Origin of the sequence: Dyella lipolytica, from assembly GCF_030160075.1 — a bacterium.
Taxonomy (GTDB): domain Bacteria; phylum Pseudomonadota; class Gammaproteobacteria; order Xanthomonadales; family Rhodanobacteraceae; genus Dyella_B; species Dyella_B lipolytica.
The window spans coordinates 17139-39723 of record NZ_BSNQ01000005.1; the positions used below are offsets into that span (position 1 = coordinate 17139).

A 22585-nucleotide genomic window follows, 5' to 3' on the forward strand; every position below is an offset into this window, starting at 1 on the left:
ACGGCGACCCTTCGGGGTCGCCGCCAGCGAGAAAGATCAATGTTGCAGCACGTTGCCGATGATCTCGCTGAGATTGGCTGACAGGTCTTCCCGCTGAGACAGGCCATTCAGGGCGAGACGAGCCGCTTCGCGGCGAACCGGTTCCAACCGCTGCCATCCGTTGAAAGCTGTCGCCAGGCGCGCCGCGATCTGCGGATTGAGCGCATCCAATTGTCCTAGCCGTTCGGCCAGCAGCCGATAACCGGCGCCGTCCGTGCGATGGAACCCGCTGGGGTTGGTACTGGCGAACGCGCCGAACAAAGCACGCGTGCGATTCGGGTTTTTCAATGTGAACGCCGGATCGCTTTCCAGCGCCATCACCGCCGCGAGCGCCGGTTCGCCAGGCACCTGCGCCTGCACCGAAAACCATTTGTCCAGCGCCAGCGGATTGTCCGCATAGCGTTGACGGAAATCCGCAAGCGCAGCGGCAGCCTGAGATGCGCGACCCCGCACCAGCACTCCGAGAGCCGCGAGACGATCGGTCATGCCTGACGCGGCCCCGTATTGCCGTGCCGCCAACGCATGCGCTTGATCCGCTTCCAGCAAGGCGAGCAATTCAAGCACGCGACGCTTGAGTCGCCGTTTGGCCTGACTGGCGGCATCGAGTTTCTGGTCGGTATCCGCGGCCAAGGCGCGATAGCGATCGAGCAACAGTGGCGCACCCAAACGACCGGCCAATCGACGCTGCAGCTCCTGGCGCTGCGCGTGAATCTTTACCGGGTCCACTTCACCCTGGCGGTCGGCGAATTCGATTTCACCCGGCGGCGTCAGCAGATCCGCCAGAAGTGCATCGTCGATCGCATCATTCTCGAACAGCGCGGTCAGCGCGTTGCACCACGCCTTGCATGCGGCGGACTCGCCAGTGCCCTGCAATGCGTCGAAGGCGAGGATGGCCAGTTGCTGGCCGGCCTCCCAACGATTGAAGCCGTCGGCATCGTGCGTCAACAGCAAGGCCAGTTCTTCCGGGGTGTAGTCGTATTCGAGCACGACGGGCGCCGAGAAGCCGCGCAGCAGCGAGGGTACGGGCGGAGCGTCCACTTCGCGGAAAACGAAGCGCTGCGAAGTCTTGTCGAGCACCAACACTTTCTCGGTCTCGGCTGCTTCTCCGTCCACGTGCAATGGCAGCACTTTTCCGCCGCGATCGAACAACGACAACTTCACCGGAATGGGCAACGGCACTTTCTCTGGCTGCCCCGGTGTCGCGCGCGTTTGCTGGGAAAGGGTCAGTGTGTATTCGCGCTGCGCCGCATCGTATTCGCCTTTGGCATGCAAACGCGGTGTGCCCGATTGCGCATACCATGCCAGGTAAGATTTCAGGTCGATGGCGTTGGCTTCGCCCAGCGCGGCAAGAAAATCCTCGATGGTTGCCGCGCGGCCGTCGTGACGTTCGAAATACAAATCCATGCCGCGCCGAAAACCATCCTCGCCGAGGTGGCCGGCAATCATGCGCACCAGCTCGGAGCCTTTCTCGTAAACGGTCGCCGTGTAGAAATTATTGATCTCACGGTATTCGGCCGGACGCACCGGATGCGCCAGCGGGCCGGCGTCTTCCGGAAATTGCGTGCGGCGCAGCAGCGATACGTCTTCGATGCGCTTCAGCGACAGCGAATTCATCTCGGCGGAAAACTGCTGTTCGCGGAATACGGTAAGTCCTTCTTTCAACGACAACTGGAACCAGTCGCGGCAGGTCACGCGATTGCCGCTCCAGTTATGGAAATACTCGTGCGCCACGACGGCTTCGACGGCGCGGTATTCCTCATCGGTGCTGCTGTCAGGATCGGCCAGCAAATATTTCGCGTTGAAGATGTTGAGACCCTTGTTCTCCATCGCGCCCATATTGAAATCGTGCGTGGCGACGACATGGAACACATCCAGATCGTAGTTGCGTCCATACGTGCGTTCGTCCCAACGCATCGAGCGTTCCAGCGCGTCGAGCGCGTAATGGCAACGGTCGATGACATGGGCCTCGGACCACATCACCAGCTCTACGGCACGACCGTCGGCCGTTACGTAGTCGCGCCGGATGCTTTCCAGCCGCCCGGCGACCAGTGCAAAGAGATAACAGGGCTTGGGATGCGGATCGACAAAACGAGCCCAATGACGACCGTCCACGAGCTCGCCGGCACCGTCAGGGTTGCCACCGGCCAGCAGCACCGGAAAGCGCGCACGGTCGGCGCGCAGGGTCACGGTATAGCGGGCCAGCACATCCGGGCGATCCGGAAAGAAAGTGATATGGCGAAAACCTTCCGCTTCGCATTGGGTCAGCAGGAAACCCGTTTCCCGCGACCCCGACAAGTACAGGCCTTCCAGTGCAGTATTCGCCGCCGGCCGAATGCGCACGCGCGTTTCCAGCACGCTGCCGTCGTGCGCGCCATCGACTTCCAGCACGTTGTTTTCGTGCCGGTAGCTTTTGGCGTCGAGCGCGCGGCCGTCGAGTACGACTGCCAGCAGCTCCAGCCCTTCGCCATCCAGGCGTAGCGGAAGCATCTGCGCAGGGTCGCGGCGCAACACGAGCCGAGAGGTGACATCTGTCGTGTCGATGCCCAGATCGACATCAAGTTCGACAGTGTCGACGGTCCACGCGGGACGGCGATATTCACGTAGACGGATGGGTGTGGCAGCGGGTTCGTTGACGAGGGTCATTCGGTGCAGGGGAAGGCAAAGACGGATCAGGCTAACATGCGGCTCTTTCCCCGTAGGACAAGCGGATGACCGCATTCAGCATCGAACAGGCGCGGCTGGGACCACATGACCTCGTTGTCCTGCGCGATGCCGACCGCGGGCGTTGCGTGCGCCTGGCCCGCCGCGGCGCCGCCTTGATCGGCTTGGAGCAGGTGGCGCGCGGCACGGTGCGGCAGCTCGCCGACGGTTATCGCGACAGCGCGGAACTGGAAAGTCGCCCCAGCTCGCGCTTTGCGATCATGGCGCCGTTCGCCAACCGTATCGCCGACGCCCGCTACACCTTCGACGGCCAATCGCACGACCTGCAACCGGGAGTGGAAGGCGCCCAGCGCGCCAGCCGGCACGGCTTCGTGCGCGGCGTGGATTTCGACATGGCGGGCCAACACACGGATGCGGGCGGAGCGCAGGCGACATTCGTGACGTCGGCCATACGGCCCGGCGCCTTTGCTGGCTATCCGTTTGCGATCGATCTGGCGGTGACTTATATGCTCGATGCACATGGGCTTTCGCTGTTGGCGAGCATGCGCAACGTTGGCGACACCGCAGCCCCCTGTTTTTTCGGCTGGCATCCGTACTTTCGAGTGGGCGACGGTGCCGTCGATACGTGGGAGTTGCAAATCCCCGCGACGACACTAGTACGCACCGATGCCGATTTCATCCCTCTGCCGGGCGCAGTGGCCTATCAGCCGCTGGACGAAGCACCGCCCGCATTGGACTTTCGTCGCGCCAAAATCATCGGTGCCACCGAGATCAATCACGCTTACGCCAACCTTGTGCGTGATGCAGACGGGCGCGCACGCACGCGCTTGCGCAATCCGGTCAGCGGCATGGGTATCAGCCTCTGGCAGGAGCACGGCATCATGCTGGCGTTCACTGCCGACACGGTGACGCGCGATGTGCGTCGCTCGATCGCCTTGGAGCCGATGGAAAGCATGTCCGATGCCTTCAATCGACCCGACTGCGCTGACGCCATTCGTCTTGGACCGGGCGAAGAAAGACAATTTCGTTGTGGCGTGGAGATCGATTCCGTATGAGTGTGCCGTTACCTAGCCTCGATCAAATTCGCGATGCTGCAGCGCGCATCGCGCCGCACGCAACCCTGACGCCGGTCATGCGCAGCGATGCGCTCGATGCGGCAGTCGGCGCGCAGCTGTACTTCAAATGCGAAAATCTTCAGCGTGGCGGTGCATTCAAATTCCGCGGTGCCTGCAACGCGGTGTGGTCGTTAACGGAGGAAGAGGCTGCGCGTGGTGTCGTGACGCATTCCTCCGGCAATCACGGCAACGCACTCGCCATGGCTGCGGCAACGCGCGGCATCGCCGCGCATGTCGTAGTGCCGGACGGCGCAGTGCGTGCAAAACTCGAAGCCATCGAACAAGCCGGTGCCATACTGCATCGCTGCGCACCGACCATCGCGGCACGTGAAGCCAAAGCCGCTGAACTGCAACGTGCTACCGGCGCGATCATGGTTCATCCCTATGCAGACACGCGCGTCATGGCCGGGCAGGGCACGGTGGTGCTTGAGCTGTTTCAACAATGCGATGGACTGGATGCGCTCGTCACGCCCATTGGCGGTGGAGGCTTGTCGGCGGGATGCGCGATTGCCGCGCATGGCATACGTCCGGCGATTGCGGTGTATGGCGCGGAACCTGCCGGTGCTGCAGATGCCGCTGAATCGCTGACGCGTGGTGCGCGCGTCGACAATTTCACGCCTGATACCGTCTGCGATGGACTGCGTGCCTTGATCGGCGAGTCGAACCTCGACGCGCTGCGCGAACATCGCGTCGACGTCATTGCCGTCAGCGACGAAGAAACCATCGCCGCCATGAAACAGCTGTGGCATGCGCTCAAGCTTGTCGTGGAGGTGTCGAGCGCCACGGTATTCGCCGCAGTGCTCAAGCAACGCGAGCGCTTCGCCGGAAAGCGTGTGGGTCTGGTGCTGACCGGCGGTAACGTGGATCTGGATGCGTTGCCCTGGTAGCGACACGTCGATCACGCTCTAACGTGCTTGCGTGCGTACAACGAATAAGTCTCGTATGCGCGCAAAAATTTAAGCATGAATCGCGCCAAATGTGATGCCGCATGCATGTGTACTCAACGAACCATGATGCCAATCACGCTTTGATTTTTCGAAATCGCTCATCCTGCGTGCTCACAATTTGATGACCAGCATCGAGCAACAGGGGGGGCCTTATGGTCGAGCTGGAAATACAGGTCTTCTCCGATCGAAGAGAGGGCCTTCTCGCCGAGCTTGGACGCGTCGTTGCCGCCAACAGCTTTTCGCTCATACGTCAGCGGCTGACGCAAGACAGTCGTGGTGCCTGGCTGTCGATGATCGTGCGTGGTCCGATGGAGCAACGCCTGGCGCTGGAGGAAATGCTGGGCACGCATAGCCGGGTGTTGAGCTTTGAGGCTGCATTGTTCGGCGAGGCCGGCGCCATCGCCGCCGCTCCCGTTTCCGTTCCCACGCAGATGGCGCCGAGAACCTTGCAGCCATCTCCCGTAGAAGCGATGTCGCCGCCTGCGCAACCCGTAGCACCGCTACCGGCGGCCATGCCGGATGTATCCCAGGTCGAGCACACCCTGCCCAAACTTGCCCACGACTATCCGCAGATCTATCCGTGGCTGGTCGCGCTGGAGAACAGCGTGGCCGAACCAGCGCGCGAGTCGTCGTTGATGCTGGCCGGACGACGCACCGGCACATGGGTGTACAAACGCGATTACGCACTCGGCGCCAAGCTTGGCCTGGCCGACGCCATCAAGCGCATCGGCATGCCTGCGCTGCGCGCGCTTGCCGATATCGAGCAGCACGGCGTGCATGTGCATATCCTCAATAGTCCGCTCTGTGCGCCCGGTGTTCACTCCGGTTGCAAGTTCTACGGTGGTTATCTGGAAGGCTTGCTGGGCGCGTCGGTCACACCCAAAAAAGTATTCGTGCGCCATCTCAGTTGCCGCAGCAGCGGCGCTGCGCATTGCAGTCTGGAAATTTCACATTAATCGACGCCACTTCAGGGGGAGCCGACATGCCTATGCAACTTAGCTACAACTGGCTGCTTGTTCTGCTGTCATACGCCGTATCCGTACTTGGTTCATTCACGGCATTGCAACTGGCCGTCGCCATTCCGGTGGCAACCACGCATCATCAGAAAACGGCCGCGGTCGCCATGGCAGGTGGTGCGATGGGGCTGGGGGCGATCTGGGCCATGCATTTCATTGCCATGCTTGCGTGCGACAGCAGCATGCAAGTGACTTACGATCCTGCGCTTACCGCGCTGTCGGCATTGGTTGCCTTCGCCGCCTGCTCGGCGGGACTGATGCTGGTCGGCAGCGGCCTGTTCAGCTGGTTGCGGTTGCTGGCGGCCGGTACCTGCATGGGATTAGGCGTCGCCTCCATGCATTACCTCGGCATGGCCGCGATGATGATGCCCGCAGTCACCAGCTACAACATGGGCCTGGTCATTATTTCCCTGATCATTGCTGTCGTTGCATCCATGGTCGCGCTTTGGCTCGCGTTCAATCTGCGCGGCCCCTTGCAGATGATCACCAGCGCGCTGGTGATGGGGATGGCGGTTTGCGGCATGCATTACACCGGCATGGCGGCGGCACGTTTCGAAGACAACGGCGGGCAACTGCCGGACGGTTACGCCACCGGCCTGCGCGGCGACAATCTTGGCCTGACCATCTTCGTCATCGTGGCGACCCTGCTGGTGCTGATGCTGGTGCTCTATTACTGGCGCCAGCGCTACCGTTCCAGCCTCAACATTTGAGGATAGGCCGGCATTACCGCCAAAGGTCCTGGGTTATCCTGTTCATCAGTGGAAACCGGGAGAAGCGGCGGTGACGTCACGCATTCGCTGCCATTGGGCAGCCGACGGCGAGTTGATGCAGTCCTATCACGACACCGAATGGGGCGTGCCGTTGCACGACGATCGCGCCCTGTTCGAGTTTCTGTGTCTGGAAGGCGCGCAAGCCGGGTTGTCATGGCGCACCGTGCTGCACAAGCGCGACAACTACCGACGTGCATTCCATGATTTCGATATCGCGCGCGTCGCGGCGATGAAGGATCGGGAGCTGGAAAAGCTGCTGCTCGATCCCGGAATCATCCGCAATCGCCTCAAGGTCACCGCCGCACGCGACAACGCAGCGGCCGCCCTGGAAGCGATCGACGAACACGGCAGCCTCGATGCGTATCTGTGGTCGTTCGTCAACGGCAAGCCGATCCAGAATAGCTGGCGTGCCAAGGGCGACGTGCCAGCGAGCACCTCGCTGTCGGATCGGATGAGCAAAGAGCTAAAAAAGCGTGGATTCCGTTTCGTCGGTACTACCATCTGCTATGCCTTTATGCAGGCCACCGGCATGGTCAACGATCATCTTGTAGAGTGCTTCAGGCATAAGGCATGCGGAGGAAAGCACAAGCCATGACTACTTCTATTTCCGCTTCTTTCGCACATCCCGCCCATCGCGGGTTCCTGGCGGGCGCCGCCGTTGCCCTTGTCCTTTTCATGCCGTCCGCGCATGCGAAGACCGGCGACCGCAATCAGCCGATGGTGACGAAACAGGACTCCGTCAGCGGGTTCAATGCGCCCAACACCGTCACGACGCTGACTGGCCATATCGTCATCGCCCAGGGGACCATGAAGGCCACGGGCAATGACGGCAAGATCTACCTGGACGCCGACTCCCAGGTCAGCCGGATCGTGCTGACCGGAAATCCAGCGCATATCCAGCAGATGGACGACAAGAACAATCTCATGACCGGCGAAGCGCCCACGCTCGACTACGACAATATCAACGGCGTTGCCGTGCTCACGCCCAATGCCGTCGTGACCGAGCAGGGAACCGGCGATGCACACGCCGACAAAATCACCTACGACACCCAAACCACGCACTTCACCGGCGTAGGCAACGTCAGCGCGACGTACTTGGCCAAGCAGAGGCCGGCGACGGCCGCACCGGCGAACCCACAGCCCGCTACCGGTACAACTGCGCCCGCGCCGAGCACCTGAAGATTTTGTCGCTACATCGCCAACCCGTCGATGACGGGTATGGCGTCACGCCGCGTCATACGAAAGCTTCGGCCGCCAGTCCGTTCCGCGCCCTTCGGGCGTGTAATCGAGCATGTTCCACAGCGGCCATGCCATGTCGACATGACGCCCGTCCTGGCCCGGCTCGGACGGTGTAAACAATAACTCGGTGCCATAGGTGTGGTAGATCCGACCGTCGCGTCGTGTGAAGACGTTCAACATCGGTATCTGCTTCGCGTCAGCTGTTTCGCCGTGATAGTCGGCGTTGTAGCGATTGTGAGCGGAGGAGAGCAGCGGTAAATTCACCCATCCACGCTGGCGCGCGAATTCGCGGATGCGCTCGATGGCCGATTTGGCGACCACTGCCACGTTGACGCGTTGAAGCAGATGATGGACTGCGCCGTTCCAACCATCGAGGATCGACGTGCAAGACGGGCAGGCCTGCTGCATCGCCGGGCCATACATGAAACTGTAGATAATCAGATTGTCTTTGCCGTTACGGAACAACTCCGACAAACGCACCTGCTTGGCGTTATCCGGAGCGTGCAGGTCGGCATTGCCCTGCTCAAATACGTAGTCTTCCTTGACTTCACCGCCCAACGGTAGCGCGCGCCTCAGCGTCGCGACGGCTTCGATCTGTCGGCGCAGTTCGATCTCGGCTTTTAACAGTTGATCCCGTGCGGTGCGATAAGCGCCACTTTCCTGTGGAAAGCGAGTGTCATGCAGTGACTGATTCATAGGTCCCCCGGTGGCTCGATCGATGTAGAGCGATAAATCCGGAGTCGCCACGTTAGTTGGCGATGGATAAAAAAACCGTAAGCGCGCGCAAGCGCCCGCGCCGCGGTTACCGGCGACGCGAACCGCGTAAACTGTCGACCGAAAAACTGGCGATTTCTCCGCCGTCTTTTGCACGACGCGATTGTCCCGGTGGTGGGCCCCAAGCGTGCGCCGTCACGACTTCCCATGTGGCCGGAATGCGGCCATCCACACGCATAGCGTCATACGCGGCCAGCATGCGTTGAAAGTGATGCTTGCCGGTCAAGCCGCGTTCGCGCGCGCGATCGGCATGTGTCGCGCCAAGGCCTTTGAGTTCACGCAGTAAATCTTTCGGTTCGCTGTAGGTCAGCGTATAGCGATCGACGTCCAGCACCGGATCGCGCAAACCGGCGTTGATCATGGCATCGCCCAGATCATGCATGTCCAGAAAGCGGCTGACGTGGGAATGCTGATCCACGGAGGCCCATGCTGCCCGCAGTTCGCGCAAGGTATCCGGGCCAAAGGTGGAGAACAACAGCATGCCGCCGGGTTTCAGCACGCGTGCGCATTCGCCGAACAGCGCGGGCAGATCGTCGATCCACTGAAAGCAAAGATTGGAGTGCAGTACATCGACGCTGTGATCGGGCAGAGGCAATGCAGTCGCTTCGCCGCATACACGAATAAAAGGTCTGAGCCAGCCGGCGTGCGCCTTCGCGGCACGCAGCATCGGCACTGCCGCATCCACGGCGATCACCTGCGCCTTGGCGTAGCGCTTCTTCAGCAAGGCGCTGCCACGGCCGGTGCCGGCGCCGACATCGATGATTCTCGCGGGTTGCTGCAGATAGAAATCCAGGCGCTCAAGCAATAGTTTCTGCACCTCGCGCTGCAGCGCGTCGTGCTGTTCGTAGCTGCCGGCAGCGTGGCTGAAGTTCGCGCGCACGCGACGGGTGTCGACGTGGAAGTCGCTCATCGGTTGGCCTCGAGCCAGGGCAGCAGCGTCTGCGCGACGGCGTCGGCATGACTGAGGAAGGGTGCGTGTCCGGCGTGCGCGATCTCGTGGAATTCACCGTTGCACGCCGAAGCAGACCATTGCATGGCGTCGGGGTGGACCAAACGATCGAGCCGCCCTGCGCTCCACCAGCTGCGGCTGGTGTTCAATCGTGGAAGGCAGGCGCGCAAATCGGTTTGATCGAGCAGGCGGATACCTTCCTGCAGCACGCGTAGGCTGGGCTGCCCACGCGAAAACACTTCGGCGCGCAATCGGCGCAGATCTCCGCGTGGATCGGGGCTACCCATCACTTCGAGCGTCAGGAAGCGATCCACCGTGGCGTGGTAGTCGGTTTCCAGATCGGTAGCGAGTTGTTGCACCAGTGCGGGATCCCGGCCGTACGGCCAATCCGAATCAGCGACGAAGCGCGGCGTGGCGCATAGCATGGCCAGTCCGCGCACATGTTGCGGCAAATCCACTGCCGCGCGCAGCGCGACCAGTCCGCCCATCGACCAACCCAGCCATGCGGCTGGGGGTGTTGCCTTGGCAATGGCGTTTGCGCAAGCCGCCGGTTCCAGGGGAAGGTCGCAATCGCGTGAAAAGCCATGTCCCGGCAGATCGACTAAATGCATGGTGCAGTGTTCGGCAAGGGCGTCGACCAGAGGTTTGAACACGCCGCCGTGCATCGCCCAGCCGTGAATCACCACCAGCGGCATCGGGCCGCTGCCGTGGACCTCGATATGCAGGCTCATTAAGAACGAGCCTTTTGCGTTTGCTTCCTCTCCCCTCCGGGGCACGCGGGGAGAGTACATGGATGTACTCGGTTCTGAGGAGCGAGGAGAGGATTGAGGTGAGGGGTTGGTGCTTGCTCTGATCTCTGTTCAGAGCAAGGCCCCGAACGGCCAATAGCGCAAGATTGTCCCCTCACCCCAGCCCTCTCCCCGGAGGGGAGAGGGGGTAAAGATGAAGGTATGAGCGACTTATCGACGGCGCCGCGTTCATCGAATACGAAGCAGTCGCCCTGCCAATGCGTACCGCCGACTTCTTCGAAGTATTTCAGAATGCCACCTTCAAGCTGATATACGCGCTGCATGCCGACGTCCTGCATATGCAACACGGCTTTCTCGCAGCGAATGCCACCCGTGCAATACGAGACAACGGTCTTGCCGGCATAGCGCGCCTGATCGGCCGCTAGCGCCACCGGCAATTCGGTGAAGCTGGATATCCGGTAATCGACCGCTTGCGGAAACTTGCCGACGTCGATTTCGTAGTCATTGCGGGTGTCGAGCAGCACGACCTCGTGACCGTCGTCATCATGTCCCTGATCCAGCCAGCGTTTGAGCGTGGCCGCATCCACCGCTGGCGCGCGACCGCCTTCAGGACGGATCGTCGGCTGGCGCAGCGTGATGATTTCCTTCTTCAGGCGCACGCGCATGCGCTTGAAAGGCACGTCGTCGGAAAGCGATTCCTTCGCTTGCAAATCTGCAAAGCGCGAGTCGTTGCGCAGCCAGGTCATGAATGCGTCGATCGCTTCGCGCGAGCCGGCCAGAAACAGATTGATCCCTTCCGGCGCCAGCAAAATGGTGCCTTTCAGCGCCAGCGCATGGCATTGCGCGAGCACGCGTTCGCGCAGCGCTGGCAGGTCGTCCAGGCTGACGAAACGATAGGCGGAGATGTTGAGGATCGACATAGGCAAGCCGGGGGCGCTCGAAGGGCAATTATACCGGGGCATCCGCCAGGCGCAGGGACGCCAGCGCTTCCAGCAACCGATCAACATGGGCCTCCTCATGTGCTGCCGACAGCGTGATACGCAGTCGCGCCTGGTCTTGCGGCACGGTGGGCGGGCGGATCGCCACCACCAGCAAACCCTGCGCTTCCAGAGCCTGCGAGGCTTCCAGGGCGCGCTGCGCATCCCTCAGCAACAGTGGCTGGATCGCCGTGCGCGACGGCATCAGCGGCAAGCCGAGTTCGGTCGCGCCGCGCCGGAAGCGTTGGATCAGATGGTTGAGCTTCTCGCGCCGCCAGCTCTCGCTGCGTGCCATGGCAACAGCGCAATGAGCCGCTGCTGCCAGCGCCGGCGGCATGGCCGTGGTGTAGATGTATGTGCGTGCAAACTGGATAAGCCCGTCCACCAACGCGGCAGAGCCGGCGACAAAGGCGCCGCTGCATCCAAGGGCTTTGCCCAGCGTCGCCATAAGGACAGGCACGTCGCGTTCACCCAGGCCGGCTTCGGCCACGCTGCCGGCGCCGTCGTTACCGAGCACACCTAGGCCATGTGCATCGTCCACCATCAGCGTGGCGCCTTCGCTATCGCACAGCGCGGCCAGATCGCGCAGCGGCGCGATATCGCCATCCATGCTGAATACGCCATCGGTGGCAAGCAGTGCGCAGCCTTCGGTGGTGATGCGCAACTGACGTGCCGCAGCATCGATGTCCCCGTGCGGATACCGTTTCAGCGTGGCTCCGGCAAGCTGCGCGCCATCGAGCAGGCAGGCGTGGTTGAGTTTGTCCTGCACGCACAGTTCGCCGCGTTGTAGCAGCGCCTGCATCACACCGTGATTGGCCATGTAACCGGTGGAGAACAACAGCGCACGCTCGCGCCCGGTCCATTCGGCCAGCGCTTCTTCCAGTGCGGCGTGTTCGCGGCGATGGCCGCAAATCAGATGCGCGGAGCCGCTGCCGACGCCACTTGTATCGGCGGCTTTTTTAAGTGCGGCGATCAGACTCGGGTGTTGCGCTAGGCCCAGGTAATCATTGCTGCAAAAGGCAAGCAAGCGTCGCCCGTTGCTCTCTACCCAGGGGCCGTCAGTGTGCGCAATCGTGCGCAATCGCCGCTGCAACTGAGCCTGCGAACGTTCGGCCGTCTGGACGGCCAGTCGTTCGAGCAGGTCAGGCCGCGGCACTGCAGCCACAACCTTGGCCGCATCCGTTCGCTTCCGTTTCCAGGATGTCGGCATGTACGGTGCCGGCTTCTTCGATCACTTCCAGCGGGTGCAGGTCGAGGCGGCGGAACAGCGCACGGTCGTGTTCCACGTCGGGGTTGCCGGTGGTCAGCAGCTTCTCGCCGTAGAAAATCGAATTGGCGCCGGCGAAAAAGCACAGCGCTTGCACGGCATCGTCCATCTCCTGACGGCCGGCGGACAGACGCACCATCGAGGCTGGCATCAAAATACGCGCCACGGCGATCGTGCGCACGAACTCGAACGGATCCAGCGCTTCAGTGCCGTGCAGAGGCGTGCCTTCCACCTGCACCAATTGGTTGATCGGCACCGACTGCGGATGCTCGGGCAGATTGGCCAGCGTCTGCAGCAGGCCGGCGCGCTGGGTGCGCGTCTCGCCCATGCCGACGATACCGCCGCAGCAGGTCTTCAGGCCGGCTTCGCGAATGTGCTCGAGCGTGTCCAGGCGGTCCTGGTATTCGCGGGTGTGGATGATCTCGCCGTAGAACTCCGGCGCGGTATCCAGGTTGTGGTTGTAGTAGTCCAGGCCTGCGTGTTTCAGCGTTTGTGCCTGCGTATCGGTGAGCATGCCGAGCGTCGCGCAGGTTTCCAGGCCCAGCGCTTTTACGGCGGAAACGATCTCGGCCACTTTGACCACATCGCGATCTTTCGGGCTGCGCCACGCAGCGCCCATGCAAAAACGGCTGGCGCCGGCATGCTTGGCGGCCTGGGCACGGGCGACCACGGCGTCCACCGACATCAGCTTTTCGGCTTTCACGCCGGTGTGGTAGCGGGCTGCTTGCGGGCAATAACCGCAGTCCTCGGGACAGCCGCCGGTCTTGATCGAAAGCAGGGTGGAGACCTGAACCGCGTTCGGATCGTGGTGGGCGCGATGCTCGCTGTGCGCGCGATGCAGCAGTTCATTGAACGGCAAGGCAAACAGCGCAGCGACTTCGTCGCGCGTCCAGTCATGGCGAAAAGCGGCTACAGACATGGGCTTGGGGTTCCAGAAAACACGCGGCATATAAGTGTGGAAGTGGCCTGGAAGGCTGTCAACTGGATACGCGCGAGAATGGTTGACGGAGCCGAAGGGCCGCCGGACCCATTACCATTTGCTCTCCACTATCGAGGGAAGCGATCCATGAGTGCAGGACAGGGCAGCAGTGGCAACGTCATCGCGGCGGTATGCAGCTTTTTTATTCCAGGCCTAGGCCAGCTGGTGCAGGGGCGATTGCTGAAAGCGGTCGTCATGTTCGTGCTGGCCGCGGCGCTGTGGATCGTTTGGATGGGCTGGATCATCCACCTCTGGTCGATCCTCGACGCGGCGTTGTTCAAGCCGGGCAACTAATCCCGCCATCCGCGCATGGATGCGCCGAAACGCCTCCTCACCGTGCTGCATCGCTGGCTATTGCCCTGGCGATGTTTGCTGTGCGGCGATGCGGGCGCGGAAGGGGTCGACCTGTGTGCGGCGTGCATCGAGGAATTGCCGCGCAATACGCACTGCTGCGAGCGCTGTGCCTTACCGCTGCCCGTGTCGGCGCCACTGTGCGGCCGTTGCCTGCGCAAGGCGCCCCAATGGCATGCGGCCTGGGCGCCTTTTCGTTACGCGTGGCCACTGGATCGGCTGGAAACACGTTTCAAATTCAGTCGCGATCTTGCCGCCGGTCGTGTGCTGGCTACGCTGTGGCAGCGTCAACCCCACCCGCCCGCGTTGCCGCAACTGATTCTTCCCGTGCCGCTGCATCGACGCCGCCTGCGTGAGCGCGGTTACAACCAGGCGCTGGAAATGGCACGACCGCTAGCGCGCGCATTGAATATTCCTTGTGCGCACGATGTCCTGCGCCGCGTTCGTCACACGGACGCCCAGACCGCACTGGACGCAACCGAACGTCGCCGCAATCTGCGCGGCGCATTCGCTTTGCGCGGTGACGTCGCTTTACCTGCCCACGTCGCCGTGCTGGACGATGTCTTCACCACCGGCACCACGTTGAGCGAATGCACCAGGGTGCTGAAACGCGCCGGTGTCGAGCGGGTCGATGTATGGGCGCTGGCGCGAGCACCCATACCGGGTCGATGAGCATCAGCGCACGGCAAGCGCCAGGGCAATACCGATCCACAGCGTGAGGCCAAGCCAATTGTTGTGCCGAAACGCAGCCAGGCAGGCGTCGCGTTGGCGGTTGCGGATCAGCCATTGCTGCCAGCCGAACAGTCCGATCGTGGCCAGTACGGCCACCCAATAGGGCCAACCCAGCTTGGCGCGCGTGCCGACCATCACCATCGCCACCACAAAGGTGCCCATCAATACGCCGATGATCGGCACATCCGCATCGCCAAACAGAATGGCGGTAGAGCGCGCACCGGCCTTGAGATCGTCCTCGCGATCGACCATCGCGTATTCGGTGTCGTAGATCACCGACCACAGGATGTTGGCGATAAACAGCAGCCAGCCCAGGGGCGGCACACTGTTTTGCACGGCGGCGAAGGCCATCGGTATCGACCAGCCGAACGCCGCGCCCAGCACCACTTGCGGCATATCCGTGTAGCGTTTGGTGAAGGGATAGAGCGCCGCCAGCACCGCGCCGATAAAGGACAGCTTGATCGTCAACGGATTGGTCAGCAGCACCAACAGAAAGGCGAACACCAGCAAGCCGGCGAAAACGATCAGGGCTTCGCGTGGTGTCACCCGTCCGGAAGCGATCGGCCGTCCCGCCGTCCGAGCCACCTGCGGATCGAGCTTGCGATCGGCGAAATCGTTGATCGCGCAGCCCGCCGCGCGCATGGCGAACACGCCCAGCGTGAAGATCACCAGCATCTTCCAGGGTGGAAAATCGTTCGCCGCCAGCCATAGCGCCCACCAGGTCGGCCATAGCAGCAACAGGGCACCGATCGGGCGATCCATGCGTGTGAGCACCAGAATGTCGTGTGCCTTCTGCCGATGTTGTTCGGGCAATTTCTGCAGCAACCAGTCCAGCACGCGCGAGGCGCGCGTGGAGCTGTCGGCCGGCCGTTGCGTGCGACTCGCCGATGGTGCCGTGGCGGGACGCGTGCGAGTGACGGCCGGCGCCGAAGGAGTGCGCCGCTGGCGCTTGCGAGAGGTCGGAGCCATACCCTCAAGTGTAGCGTGCCATCCCCACGCCGAAACTGTGCGCAATACCACCTGGCTGCTGCCGGCGCGCCGATTGCCCGTGCCTGGGGATCGGTCTAGCATCCGGCATGGCAAACGGCGGCAGGAACCATCCATGACTATGTCCATCGGTCATATTGCACTGATCGTGCGCGATCCCGCACGCACTGCCGCCCTATTCTCCGGGGTGCTTGGCGCCCAGGTCATCGCCGACCGCCCGGATGATGAAGGTCATCCGCAAACCTTTGCGAAATTCGGCGGGGTGTGGTTCGTCATAGTGCAGGGAACCGGCCCTGCTTGCCGCACCGGCGATCACATCGCGCTCGAGGTCAGCCACGACGAGCTGATGGCATGTGCCGGCAAACTCGCCACGTTCGACGTCGAGCATTTCATGGCGCGCAAGGATACCGCGCTGTATTTCATGGACTACGACAACCATGTGTTCGAACTGGATGCCGGTGGTTCGATGGATGAGATGCTCGCCGGCCACGCATAGCGTGCCGGGATGCGTTACGCGCGCAGCAGCAATCGATAGGCGGGATTGTCGCTTTCGTCCACGTGTGGATAGCCCAGCGTGTTGAGAAAATCGCGCAGCAGCGAAAGCTCGTTGGGTGGCACCTGCATTCCGACCAGAATCCGTCCATAGTCGGCGCCGTGATTGCGGTAATGGAACAGGCTGATGTTCCAGTCCGGATGCATGCGTTCCAGGAAACGCGCCAAAGCGCCTGGGCGTTCGGGAAAATCGAAGCGGTAAAGCCGCTCATCGCGAGCAAGCGCCGAACGGCCACCGATCATGTGGCGCAGGTGCAGCTTGGCCAGTTCGTCGTCGGTAAGATCGAGTACGCCGAAATCATTGGCGCGGAACGCATCGGTCAGCGCCTCGCGCTCACCACGTTGCGCGGTCTGGATGCCCACGAAAATATGCGCCGCATGGGCGTCGCCGATGCGGTAATTGAATTCGGTAATCGAGTGCTGGCCAAGCGCATTGCAGAAGCGTCGGAAGCTGCCGCGTTGCTCGGGAATGGTGACTGCAAACACCGCCTCGCGTTGTTCGCCGACTTCCGCGCGTTCAGCGACGAAGCGCAGGCGATCGAAATTCATATTGGCGCCCGAGACTATCGCCACAAGCGAGCCGCTGCATGCGCCGTGGGCAGCGACGTATTGTTTGAGTCCCGCGAGCGCCAGCGCGCCGGAAGGTTCCGGAATGCTGCGGGTATCCTGGTAAATATCGCGAATCGCCGCACAAATGGCATCGGTATCCACGCGCAGCACATCGTCGACGTATTGCTGGCATAGCGAGAAGGTCAATGCACCCACCTGCTTGACCGCCGTGCCGTCGGCAAACAGGCCGACCTCGTCCAGCGCCACGCGAGTACCTGCATCGAGCGCTCGTGCCATCGAATCGGCATCGCTGGCCTGCACACCTATCACGCGTACCTCCGGTCGCCGCGCTTTGATCACGGACGCGATGCCGGCAATCAATCCGCCGCCGCCGATGGGAACGAACACCGAGTGCAGCGGTCCGGGATGTTGGGCCAGCATTTCGAGCGCGATGGTTGCTTGGCCTGCGATCACATCGAGGTCATCGAACGGGTGTACAAACGTTGCGCCGAGCGCCTCACGCAAACGCAGGGCCTCGGCCTGCGCCTCGCTATAAGAATCACCCGCAAGAACAACATCGGTGTAGCTGCCGCCAAAGCGACGCACGGCATCGACCTTGACTTGCGGCGCAGTGACCGGCATCACGATAGTGGCGCGTATACCCAGGCGCGATGCCGCCAAGGCTACGCCCTGCGCGTGATTGCCGGCCGAAGCGGCGACGACGCCGCGTGCGCGTTGCGTCTCATCGAGCTGCGCCATGCGGTTGTAAGCGCCGCGCAGTTTGAATGAAAACACCGGTTGCTGATCCTCGCGCTTGAGCAACACGGATGTGCCTAACCGCGCCGAGAGCAGCGAAGCGGGTTCCAGCGCGGTGTTTTGCGCGACTTCGTAAACGCGTGCGGCCTCGGCCAGGCGTAATACGGACGCCGCCGTAAGCGCCATATCGCTATCGTTTTGCGCCAACCTGGCGTTCATGCCTGTGCCGGATGTTCAACTTGCAGCACATCGACCAGTTTGCGCGTTTGCTGCAGGATCTGCGTAAGCGTGGCATCGTCGCCGCGCACCGTCAGGGTGAGGCGCGATACCGCCGGATCGTTGGTAGCGGCGACCGTCAACGTATCGATGTTGTGACCACGCGCGGCAAACAGTCCGGCCACGCGGACCAGGGCGCCGGCTTCGTTCTGCAGCAGAATGGAGAGTGTGTGTTGCATGGCAGATTCCAGGTTCGGTCGGTGTCAGAAGCTATCGGTGGCCGCGGTGTCGCCCAGATGCGGGGCTTCGCGCGCGGGAATGAAATCGCCGGTGATCATCTGCGAGTAATTGGCTCCGGGACCGACCATGGGATACACGCCGGCATCCGGGTCGATCATCACTTCCAAGAACGCCGGGCCGTCGAACGCTAAAAATTCGGCGATGGTTGCGGCCAGCTCGTCGCGCTGCTCCAGCCGACGCGACCATGCGAAACCGTCCGCCTCAGCGGCGCGCACGAAATCCTTGCGATGAAGGCTTTTATCGGATGACGCGAAGCGGCCCTTGAAGAACAACTTCTGCCACTGCCGCACCATGCCGTCGCCGACGTTGTTGAGCACGACGATCTTCAGCGGCAAGCCATACGTCGTGACGGTTTCCAGCTCACCGAGGTTCATGCGGATGCTGGCATCGCCGTCGATATCGATGACCAGCGCATCGGGGCGTGCGAACTGCGCGCCGATTGCGGCGGGTAGACCGAAGCCCATCGTGCCCATCGAACCGGAGGTCAGCAGATGACGTGGCGCGCAGAAGTCGAGGTATTGCGCCGCCCACATCTGATGCTGGCCCACACCGGTGCTGATGATCGCGCGCCCCTGGGTATGTCGATTGATCTCTTCCAGCACCGCGTTGGGCTGAATCAGTGCGCTATCGCGGTCGTAGTTCATGGCGTACGTCTGCTTGAGTGCGCGTACGTGGGCATGCCACTCGCTCGGCGCCGGCTGATGAAGATGTGCTTTGCCGTACTGCGTGAGTCGCTGCAGCGCGCGATCGAGCGGTCCTACGTGATGCCAATCGGCATGCTTGACCTTGTCGATTTCCGCTGGGTCGATATCGATATGTGCCACAAATTTTGCGCGTGGTGCGAACTGCGTGGGCACGCTAGCGACGCGGTCGTCAAAACGCGCGCCCAAGGCGAACAGGAAGTCGCAATCTTCCACGGCATAGTTGGCGTAAGCCGTACCGTGCATGCCAAGCATATGCAACGCCAGCGGTTCCGTAGTGTCGTAGCCGCCGATGCCCATCAACGTAGTGGTGACGGGCAACCCAAACGCCTCGACGAAGGCGCGCAGCGCGGGTGCCGCGCCGCCGGCGACAATGCCGCCTCCGGCGTAGATAAGCGGACGCTTCGCGCGCGACAACGCAACAAAAAAGTTTGCGCATTCGGTATCGCTAAGCGTCGCCTGCTCCACGGCGCGCAAACGGGCGCGATAGCCCGGCAGCGGCAATTCGCCCCGGCCCTCGAAAAGGAGGGTGGCGTTCTGCACATCTTTGGGTACGTCCACCACCACCGGCCCAGGCCGTCCGCTGCGTGCGATGGTAAATGCGGTGCGTAACGTCGCTTCCAGCTGTGCGGCGTCGGTGACCAGAAATACATGCTTGGCGCACGCGCCCATGATGTTGCTGATCGGTGCTTCCTGGAACGCATCGCTGCCGATGGCCTGCGTAGCGACCTGTCCGCAAATGACGACCAGTGGAATCGAATCGGCCGTCGAATCGCGCACCGGGGTCACCATGTTGGTGGCGCCAGGGCCGGAGGTGACGACCGCCACGCCGACCTTGCCCGAGGCGCGCGCGTAGCCGGCCGCCATGAAACCTGCTCCCTGCTCGTTGGCCGGCACGATCAGCGGCATCGGTTCGCTACCGTCCGGTTTTAAATGTTCCGCGTTGTGACGGAACACCGCATCGTAGACCGGCAGGATCGCGCCGCCGGAATAGCCAAAAAGTACGTCGACACCTTCGTCAGCCAATACCTGTACGAGGACATCCGCACCACTCAGGCTCTTTCCTGCCAGTGGGTGACGCGCGGCGCCGATGTCGGCGCCGGCTGCGAATGATGGTTTCAGCATTGGCATGTTCACTACGGTCCCTTAGCGATGATCAGAATGTGCCGATAAGAGCCATGCAGCGCTCCCCCGCCGGAGGATGGGGGCGTGGGGGAGCGCCGCATGGGGTTAACCAACCTTCTTCAATGGCGCGGGTTCGGACTTTGCGCCGGTCTGCAACCACGGCATGCGTGCGCGCAACTTCGCGCCGACTTGCTCGATCGGGTGATCGAGGTCCGCCTGCTTCAGCCGTTTGTAGTTCGGTAGACCCGCGTTGTATTCGGCGATCCAGTTGCGCGCGAAGGTGCCGTCCTGGATGTCTTTCAGCACAGCCTTCATGCGCTCTTTGGTCGCGGCATCCACGATGCGTGGACCGCTGACGTAGTCGCCGTACTGCGCGGTCTCCGAGACGAACTCGAGCATGCGAGTGATGCCGCCTTCGTAGAACAAATCCACGATCAGCTTCAGTTCGTGCAGTACTTCGTAATAGGCGATCTCGGGCTGGTAGCCGGCTTCGACCAAGGTTTCGAAACCCTTCAGCACCAGTTCGCTGGCGCCGCCGCATAGCACAGCCTGTTCGCCGAACAGATCGGTTTCGGTTTCTTCTTTGAAGTCGGTCTTGATCAGCATCGCACGCGCACCGCCGATGCCGGCCGCATAGGCCTTGGCCTTCTCTTCCGCGTGACCGCTCTGGTCCTGATGCACGGCGTAGACGCAGGGCACGCCGCGACCGCGTTCGTATTCGCTGCGCACCAGTGCGCCGGGACCTTTCGGTGCGACCAGGACGACGTCGATATCCGCACGCGGCTCGATTTGCTTGAAGTGCACGTTGAAACCGTGTGCGAACAGCAACGCGGCACCCGCTTTGATGTTGGGTTCGATCGACTGCTTGTACAGCGTGGGCTGCACCATGTCCGGCGTCAGCACGGCGACCAGATCCGCGCCGCGTACGGCTTCGGCAGGTTCGACCACGTGGAAACCGTCGGCCACGGCCTTGTGCCAGGTGGGACCATTCGGGCGCAGACCGACCACGACATCCAGGCCGGAGTTCTTGAGGTTGAGGGCGTGGGCGCGGCCCTGGCTGCCGTAGCCGAGAACGGCGATGCGCGCCTTGGCGAGCGTATCGGTGGTGGCGGTGCTGCTCATGCGGTAACTCCTGCGGTGGTCTTTGTCGTGGTGTGTTGTGCTTGCGGCCGTGGGGACACGGCAGTATTCGGATGGGTGGTGGCGCCGTCGGAAGCGGAGCCGACCAGACGCGCGTACTTGGCAAGCGCGCCGTGCGTGACTTTCGCAACGGGTGCTTTCCAGCCGGCGCGGCGGCTTTCAAGATCGGCGTCGGTGCGCAGTTCACGGCGGTCGCCGTCGATGAAGATGCGATCGCCGTCGTGCAGCAGTGCAATGGGGCCGCCGCGTGCCGCTTCGGGCGCGATGTGGCCGACCATGAAGCCATGCGTGGCGCCGGAGAAGCGCCCGTCGGTAATGAGACCGACGTCATTGCCGAGGCCGCGACCCACGAGTGCAGCAGTGACGCCGAGCATTTCGCGCATGCCCGGGCCGCCGGCGGGGCCTTCGTTGCGGATCACGATCACATCGCCGGGTTTGATCTTGCCGCCCTGCACCGCGGCGAAAGCTTCTTCCTCGCTTTCGAAAACGCGCGCGACACCTTCGAAGTGATTGGCGCCTTTGCCGGCAAGTTTCAGGATGCAACCTTCCGGTGCGAGATTGCCGTATAGGATCGAATAGCCTCCGCGCGGTTTCAGCGGCTGTTTCACCGGATGCACCACGTCCTGTTTCTCGGCGCGCGGCGCAGCGGCGCATTCCTCGTACAGGCTGCGGCCGGTAACCGTGGGACGATCTTCGAGCATGCCTTCGGCGATCAATTCCTGCGCGACGCGTGCGCTACCACCAGCGCCAAACAACTCGACAGCCGTGTAACGACCGCCCGGCAACAGGTCGGCAATCACAGGCGTGTGCACGGAGGCGGGTTCGAAATCCTCGATCGTCCACGGCACGCCGGCTTCGCGGGCAATCGCCAGCAAATGCAACACGGCATTGGTCGAACCCGCCGTCGCAGCAACCATGCGTGCGGCGTTTTGGAACGCGGTGCGGTCGAGAATACCGAGTGGCTTGCGCTGCTGGCGCAGGCAATCCATCACCAGCTCGCCGCAACGGAAGGCTGCATGCGCCTTGGCCGGGTGCGTTGCGGGAATATCATTGAAGCCCATCGGCGACAGGCCCAAGGCCTGCATCACCATCGCCATCGTGTTGGCGGTGAACTGGCCGCCACAGGCGCCGGCGCCGGGGCAGGCGTCCTTTTCGACCGCGGCCAGTTCTGCATCGTCGATCTTGCCCGCACCGTGTGCGCCGACGGCTTCGAACACCTGCTGGATGGTGATCGGATGGTTGTTGTGCGTGCCGTGCGCGATGCTTCCGCCATACAGCGCGACCGCGGGAATATTCAAGCGCGCCATCGCCATCGCCGCGGCGGGAATGGTTTTGTCGCAGCCGCACAGCACCACCATCGCGTCGAGGCAATGGCCATCGACGGCCAACTCGATCGAATCGGTGATCACTTCGCGACTGATCAGCGATGCGCGCATGCCTGGCGTGCCCATCGCAATGCCGTCGGTCACGGCAATCGTGTTGAACTCGATCGGTGTGCCGCCCGCCGCACGAATGCCGGCCGCCGCATGCTCGGCCAATTCACGCAGATTGAGATTGCACGGGCTGACATTGGACCAGGTGTGCACCACCGCCACCAGCGGCTTGCTGATATCGCTATCCTGCAGGCCGGTAGCACGCAACATGGCGCGCGCCGGGGCACGGTCGGGGCCGGTTTTGATCAGATCGCTACGCAT

21 protein-coding genes and 1 pseudogene are annotated in these 22585 nt (G+C 62.5%); 9 read left to right on the forward strand and 13 right to left on the reverse strand.

The genetic code is table 11. The features are described from left to right. Positions 1-36: 36 nt before the first annotated feature. A complete protein-coding gene (gene pepN / locus QQL64_RS11885; protein ID WP_284399825.1) occupies positions 37-2682 on the reverse strand; it encodes an aminopeptidase N in 2646 nt (881 codons plus the stop codon). A 65-nt stretch (positions 2683-2747) separates the two neighbouring features. Between pepN and QQL64_RS11890 the strand changes: the two genes are divergently transcribed. The 6 genes from QQL64_RS11890 to lptA all read left to right on the forward strand — a co-directional run bounded on the left by QQL64_RS11890 (position 2748) and on the right by lptA (position 7727). After that, positions 2748-3755, forward strand: a complete 1008-nt coding sequence (locus tag QQL64_RS11890; protein WP_284399828.1) for an aldose 1-epimerase — start codon at positions 2748-2750, stop codon at positions 3753-3755. Continuing rightward, entirely contained in the window at positions 3752-4702 is a 951-nt protein-coding gene (locus QQL64_RS11895; RefSeq protein WP_284399831.1) for a threonine ammonia-lyase, read from the forward strand. Before QQL64_RS11890 ends, QQL64_RS11895 begins: the two co-directional genes overlap by 4 nt. Positions 4703-4914: 212 nt before the next feature. Then, entirely contained in the window at positions 4915-5718 is an 804-nt protein-coding gene (locus QQL64_RS11900; protein ID WP_284399833.1) for a hypothetical protein, read from the forward strand. A gap of 26 nt (positions 5719-5744) precedes the next feature. After that, positions 5745-6488, forward strand: a complete 744-nt coding sequence (locus QQL64_RS11905; RefSeq protein WP_284399838.1) for an MHYT domain-containing protein — start codon at positions 5745-5747, stop codon at positions 6486-6488. A 70-nt stretch (positions 6489-6558) separates the two neighbouring features. Further along, the gene (locus QQL64_RS11910) at positions 6559-7143 is read left to right on the forward strand and encodes a DNA-3-methyladenine glycosylase I (protein ID WP_284399842.1); all 585 of its coding nucleotides are present in this window, start codon (positions 6559-6561) and stop codon (positions 7141-7143) included. Next, entirely contained in the window at positions 7140-7727 is a 588-nt protein-coding gene (gene lptA / locus QQL64_RS11915) for a lipopolysaccharide transport periplasmic protein LptA (RefSeq protein WP_284399844.1), read from the forward strand. The genes QQL64_RS11910 and lptA overlap by 4 nt, the downstream gene beginning before the upstream one ends. A 45-nt stretch (positions 7728-7772) precedes the next feature. On the opposite strand, the gene QQL64_RS11920 is transcribed toward lptA, so the two are convergent. The 6 genes and pseudogenes from QQL64_RS11920 to bioB form a co-directional block, all read right to left on the reverse strand. Continuing rightward, positions 7773-8483, reverse strand: coding sequence for a DUF899 family protein (locus QQL64_RS11920; protein WP_284399846.1), 711 nt, complete (start codon positions 8481-8483; stop codon positions 7773-7775). A gap of 106 nt (positions 8484-8589) precedes the next feature. Then, positions 8590-9471: a malonyl-ACP O-methyltransferase BioC gene (gene bioC / locus QQL64_RS11925; RefSeq protein ID WP_284399848.1), complete on the reverse strand. Its 882-nt coding sequence runs from the start codon at positions 9469-9471 to the stop codon at positions 8590-8592. After that, positions 9468-10241, reverse strand: coding sequence for a pimeloyl-ACP methyl ester esterase BioH (bioH, locus tag QQL64_RS11930; RefSeq protein WP_284399851.1), 774 nt, complete (start codon positions 10239-10241; stop codon positions 9468-9470). The genes bioC and bioH overlap by 4 nt, the downstream gene beginning before the upstream one ends. A gap of 194 nt (positions 10242-10435) precedes the next feature. After that, positions 10436-11179, reverse strand: a pseudogene (locus QQL64_RS11935) (sulfurtransferase); the annotation flags it as partial. Between the two features lie 28 nt (positions 11180-11207). Continuing rightward, positions 11208-12392 carry an 8-amino-7-oxononanoate synthase gene (gene bioF, locus QQL64_RS11940; RefSeq protein WP_284400303.1) on the reverse strand — a complete coding sequence of 395 codons (1185 nt, stop codon included), beginning with the start codon at positions 12390-12392 and terminating at the stop codon, positions 11208-11210. Then, on the reverse strand, positions 12379-13422 hold the full coding sequence (gene bioB, locus QQL64_RS11945; RefSeq protein ID WP_284399855.1) for a biotin synthase BioB: 1044 nt from the start codon (positions 13420-13422) through the stop codon (positions 12379-12381). Before bioB ends, bioF begins: the two co-directional genes overlap by 14 nt. A gap of 147 nt (positions 13423-13569) precedes the next feature. Here bioB and QQL64_RS11950 point away from each other — a divergent pair, with 147 nt between their 5' ends. Together QQL64_RS11950 and QQL64_RS11955 are read left to right on the forward strand one after the other, a co-directional pair. Then, positions 13570-13776: a hypothetical protein gene (locus QQL64_RS11950; RefSeq protein ID WP_284399858.1), complete on the forward strand. Its 207-nt coding sequence runs from the start codon at positions 13570-13572 to the stop codon at positions 13774-13776. Positions 13777-13791: 15 nt separating this feature from the next. Continuing rightward, the gene (locus QQL64_RS11955; protein ID WP_284399860.1) at positions 13792-14505 is read left to right on the forward strand and encodes a ComF family protein; all 714 of its coding nucleotides are present in this window, start codon (positions 13792-13794) and stop codon (positions 14503-14505) included. A gap of 3 nt (positions 14506-14508) precedes the next feature. On the opposite strand, the gene ubiA is transcribed toward QQL64_RS11955, so the two are convergent. Then, complete coding sequence (ubiA, locus tag QQL64_RS11960; RefSeq protein WP_404600995.1) at positions 14509-15402, reverse strand: 4-hydroxybenzoate octaprenyltransferase; 894 nt, start codon at positions 15400-15402, stop codon at positions 14509-14511. Positions 15403-15667: 265 nt separating this feature from the next. Here ubiA and QQL64_RS11965 point away from each other — a divergent pair, with 265 nt between their 5' ends. Then, positions 15668-16048, forward strand: a complete 381-nt coding sequence (locus QQL64_RS11965; protein WP_284399867.1) for a VOC family protein — start codon at positions 15668-15670, stop codon at positions 16046-16048. A gap of 14 nt (positions 16049-16062) precedes the next feature. Here QQL64_RS11965 and ilvA read toward each other — a convergent pair whose 3' ends face one another. The 5 genes from ilvA to ilvD form a co-directional block, all read right to left on the reverse strand. Next, a complete protein-coding gene (ilvA, locus tag QQL64_RS11970; RefSeq protein WP_404600982.1) occupies positions 16063-17628 on the reverse strand; it encodes a threonine ammonia-lyase, biosynthetic in 1566 nt (521 codons plus the stop codon). Beyond that, the gene (gene ilvN, locus QQL64_RS11975) at positions 17625-17864 is read right to left on the reverse strand and encodes an acetolactate synthase small subunit (protein ID WP_284399869.1); all 240 of its coding nucleotides are present in this window, start codon (positions 17862-17864) and stop codon (positions 17625-17627) included. Before ilvN ends, ilvA begins: the two co-directional genes overlap by 4 nt. 24 nt (positions 17865-17888) lie before the next feature. Further along, entirely contained in the window at positions 17889-19751 is a 1863-nt protein-coding gene (gene ilvB, locus QQL64_RS11980) for a biosynthetic-type acetolactate synthase large subunit (RefSeq protein WP_284399874.1), read from the reverse strand. Positions 19752-19856: 105 nt separating this feature from the next. Further along, positions 19857-20873 (reverse strand): ketol-acid reductoisomerase, encoded by a 1017-nt coding sequence (gene ilvC, locus QQL64_RS11985; RefSeq protein WP_284399876.1) that lies wholly within the window; start codon positions 20871-20873, stop codon positions 19857-19859. Further along, positions 20870-22585 (reverse strand): dihydroxy-acid dehydratase, encoded by a 1716-nt coding sequence (ilvD, locus tag QQL64_RS11990; RefSeq protein WP_284400310.1) that lies wholly within the window; start codon positions 22583-22585, stop codon positions 20870-20872. Before ilvD ends, ilvC begins: the two co-directional genes overlap by 4 nt.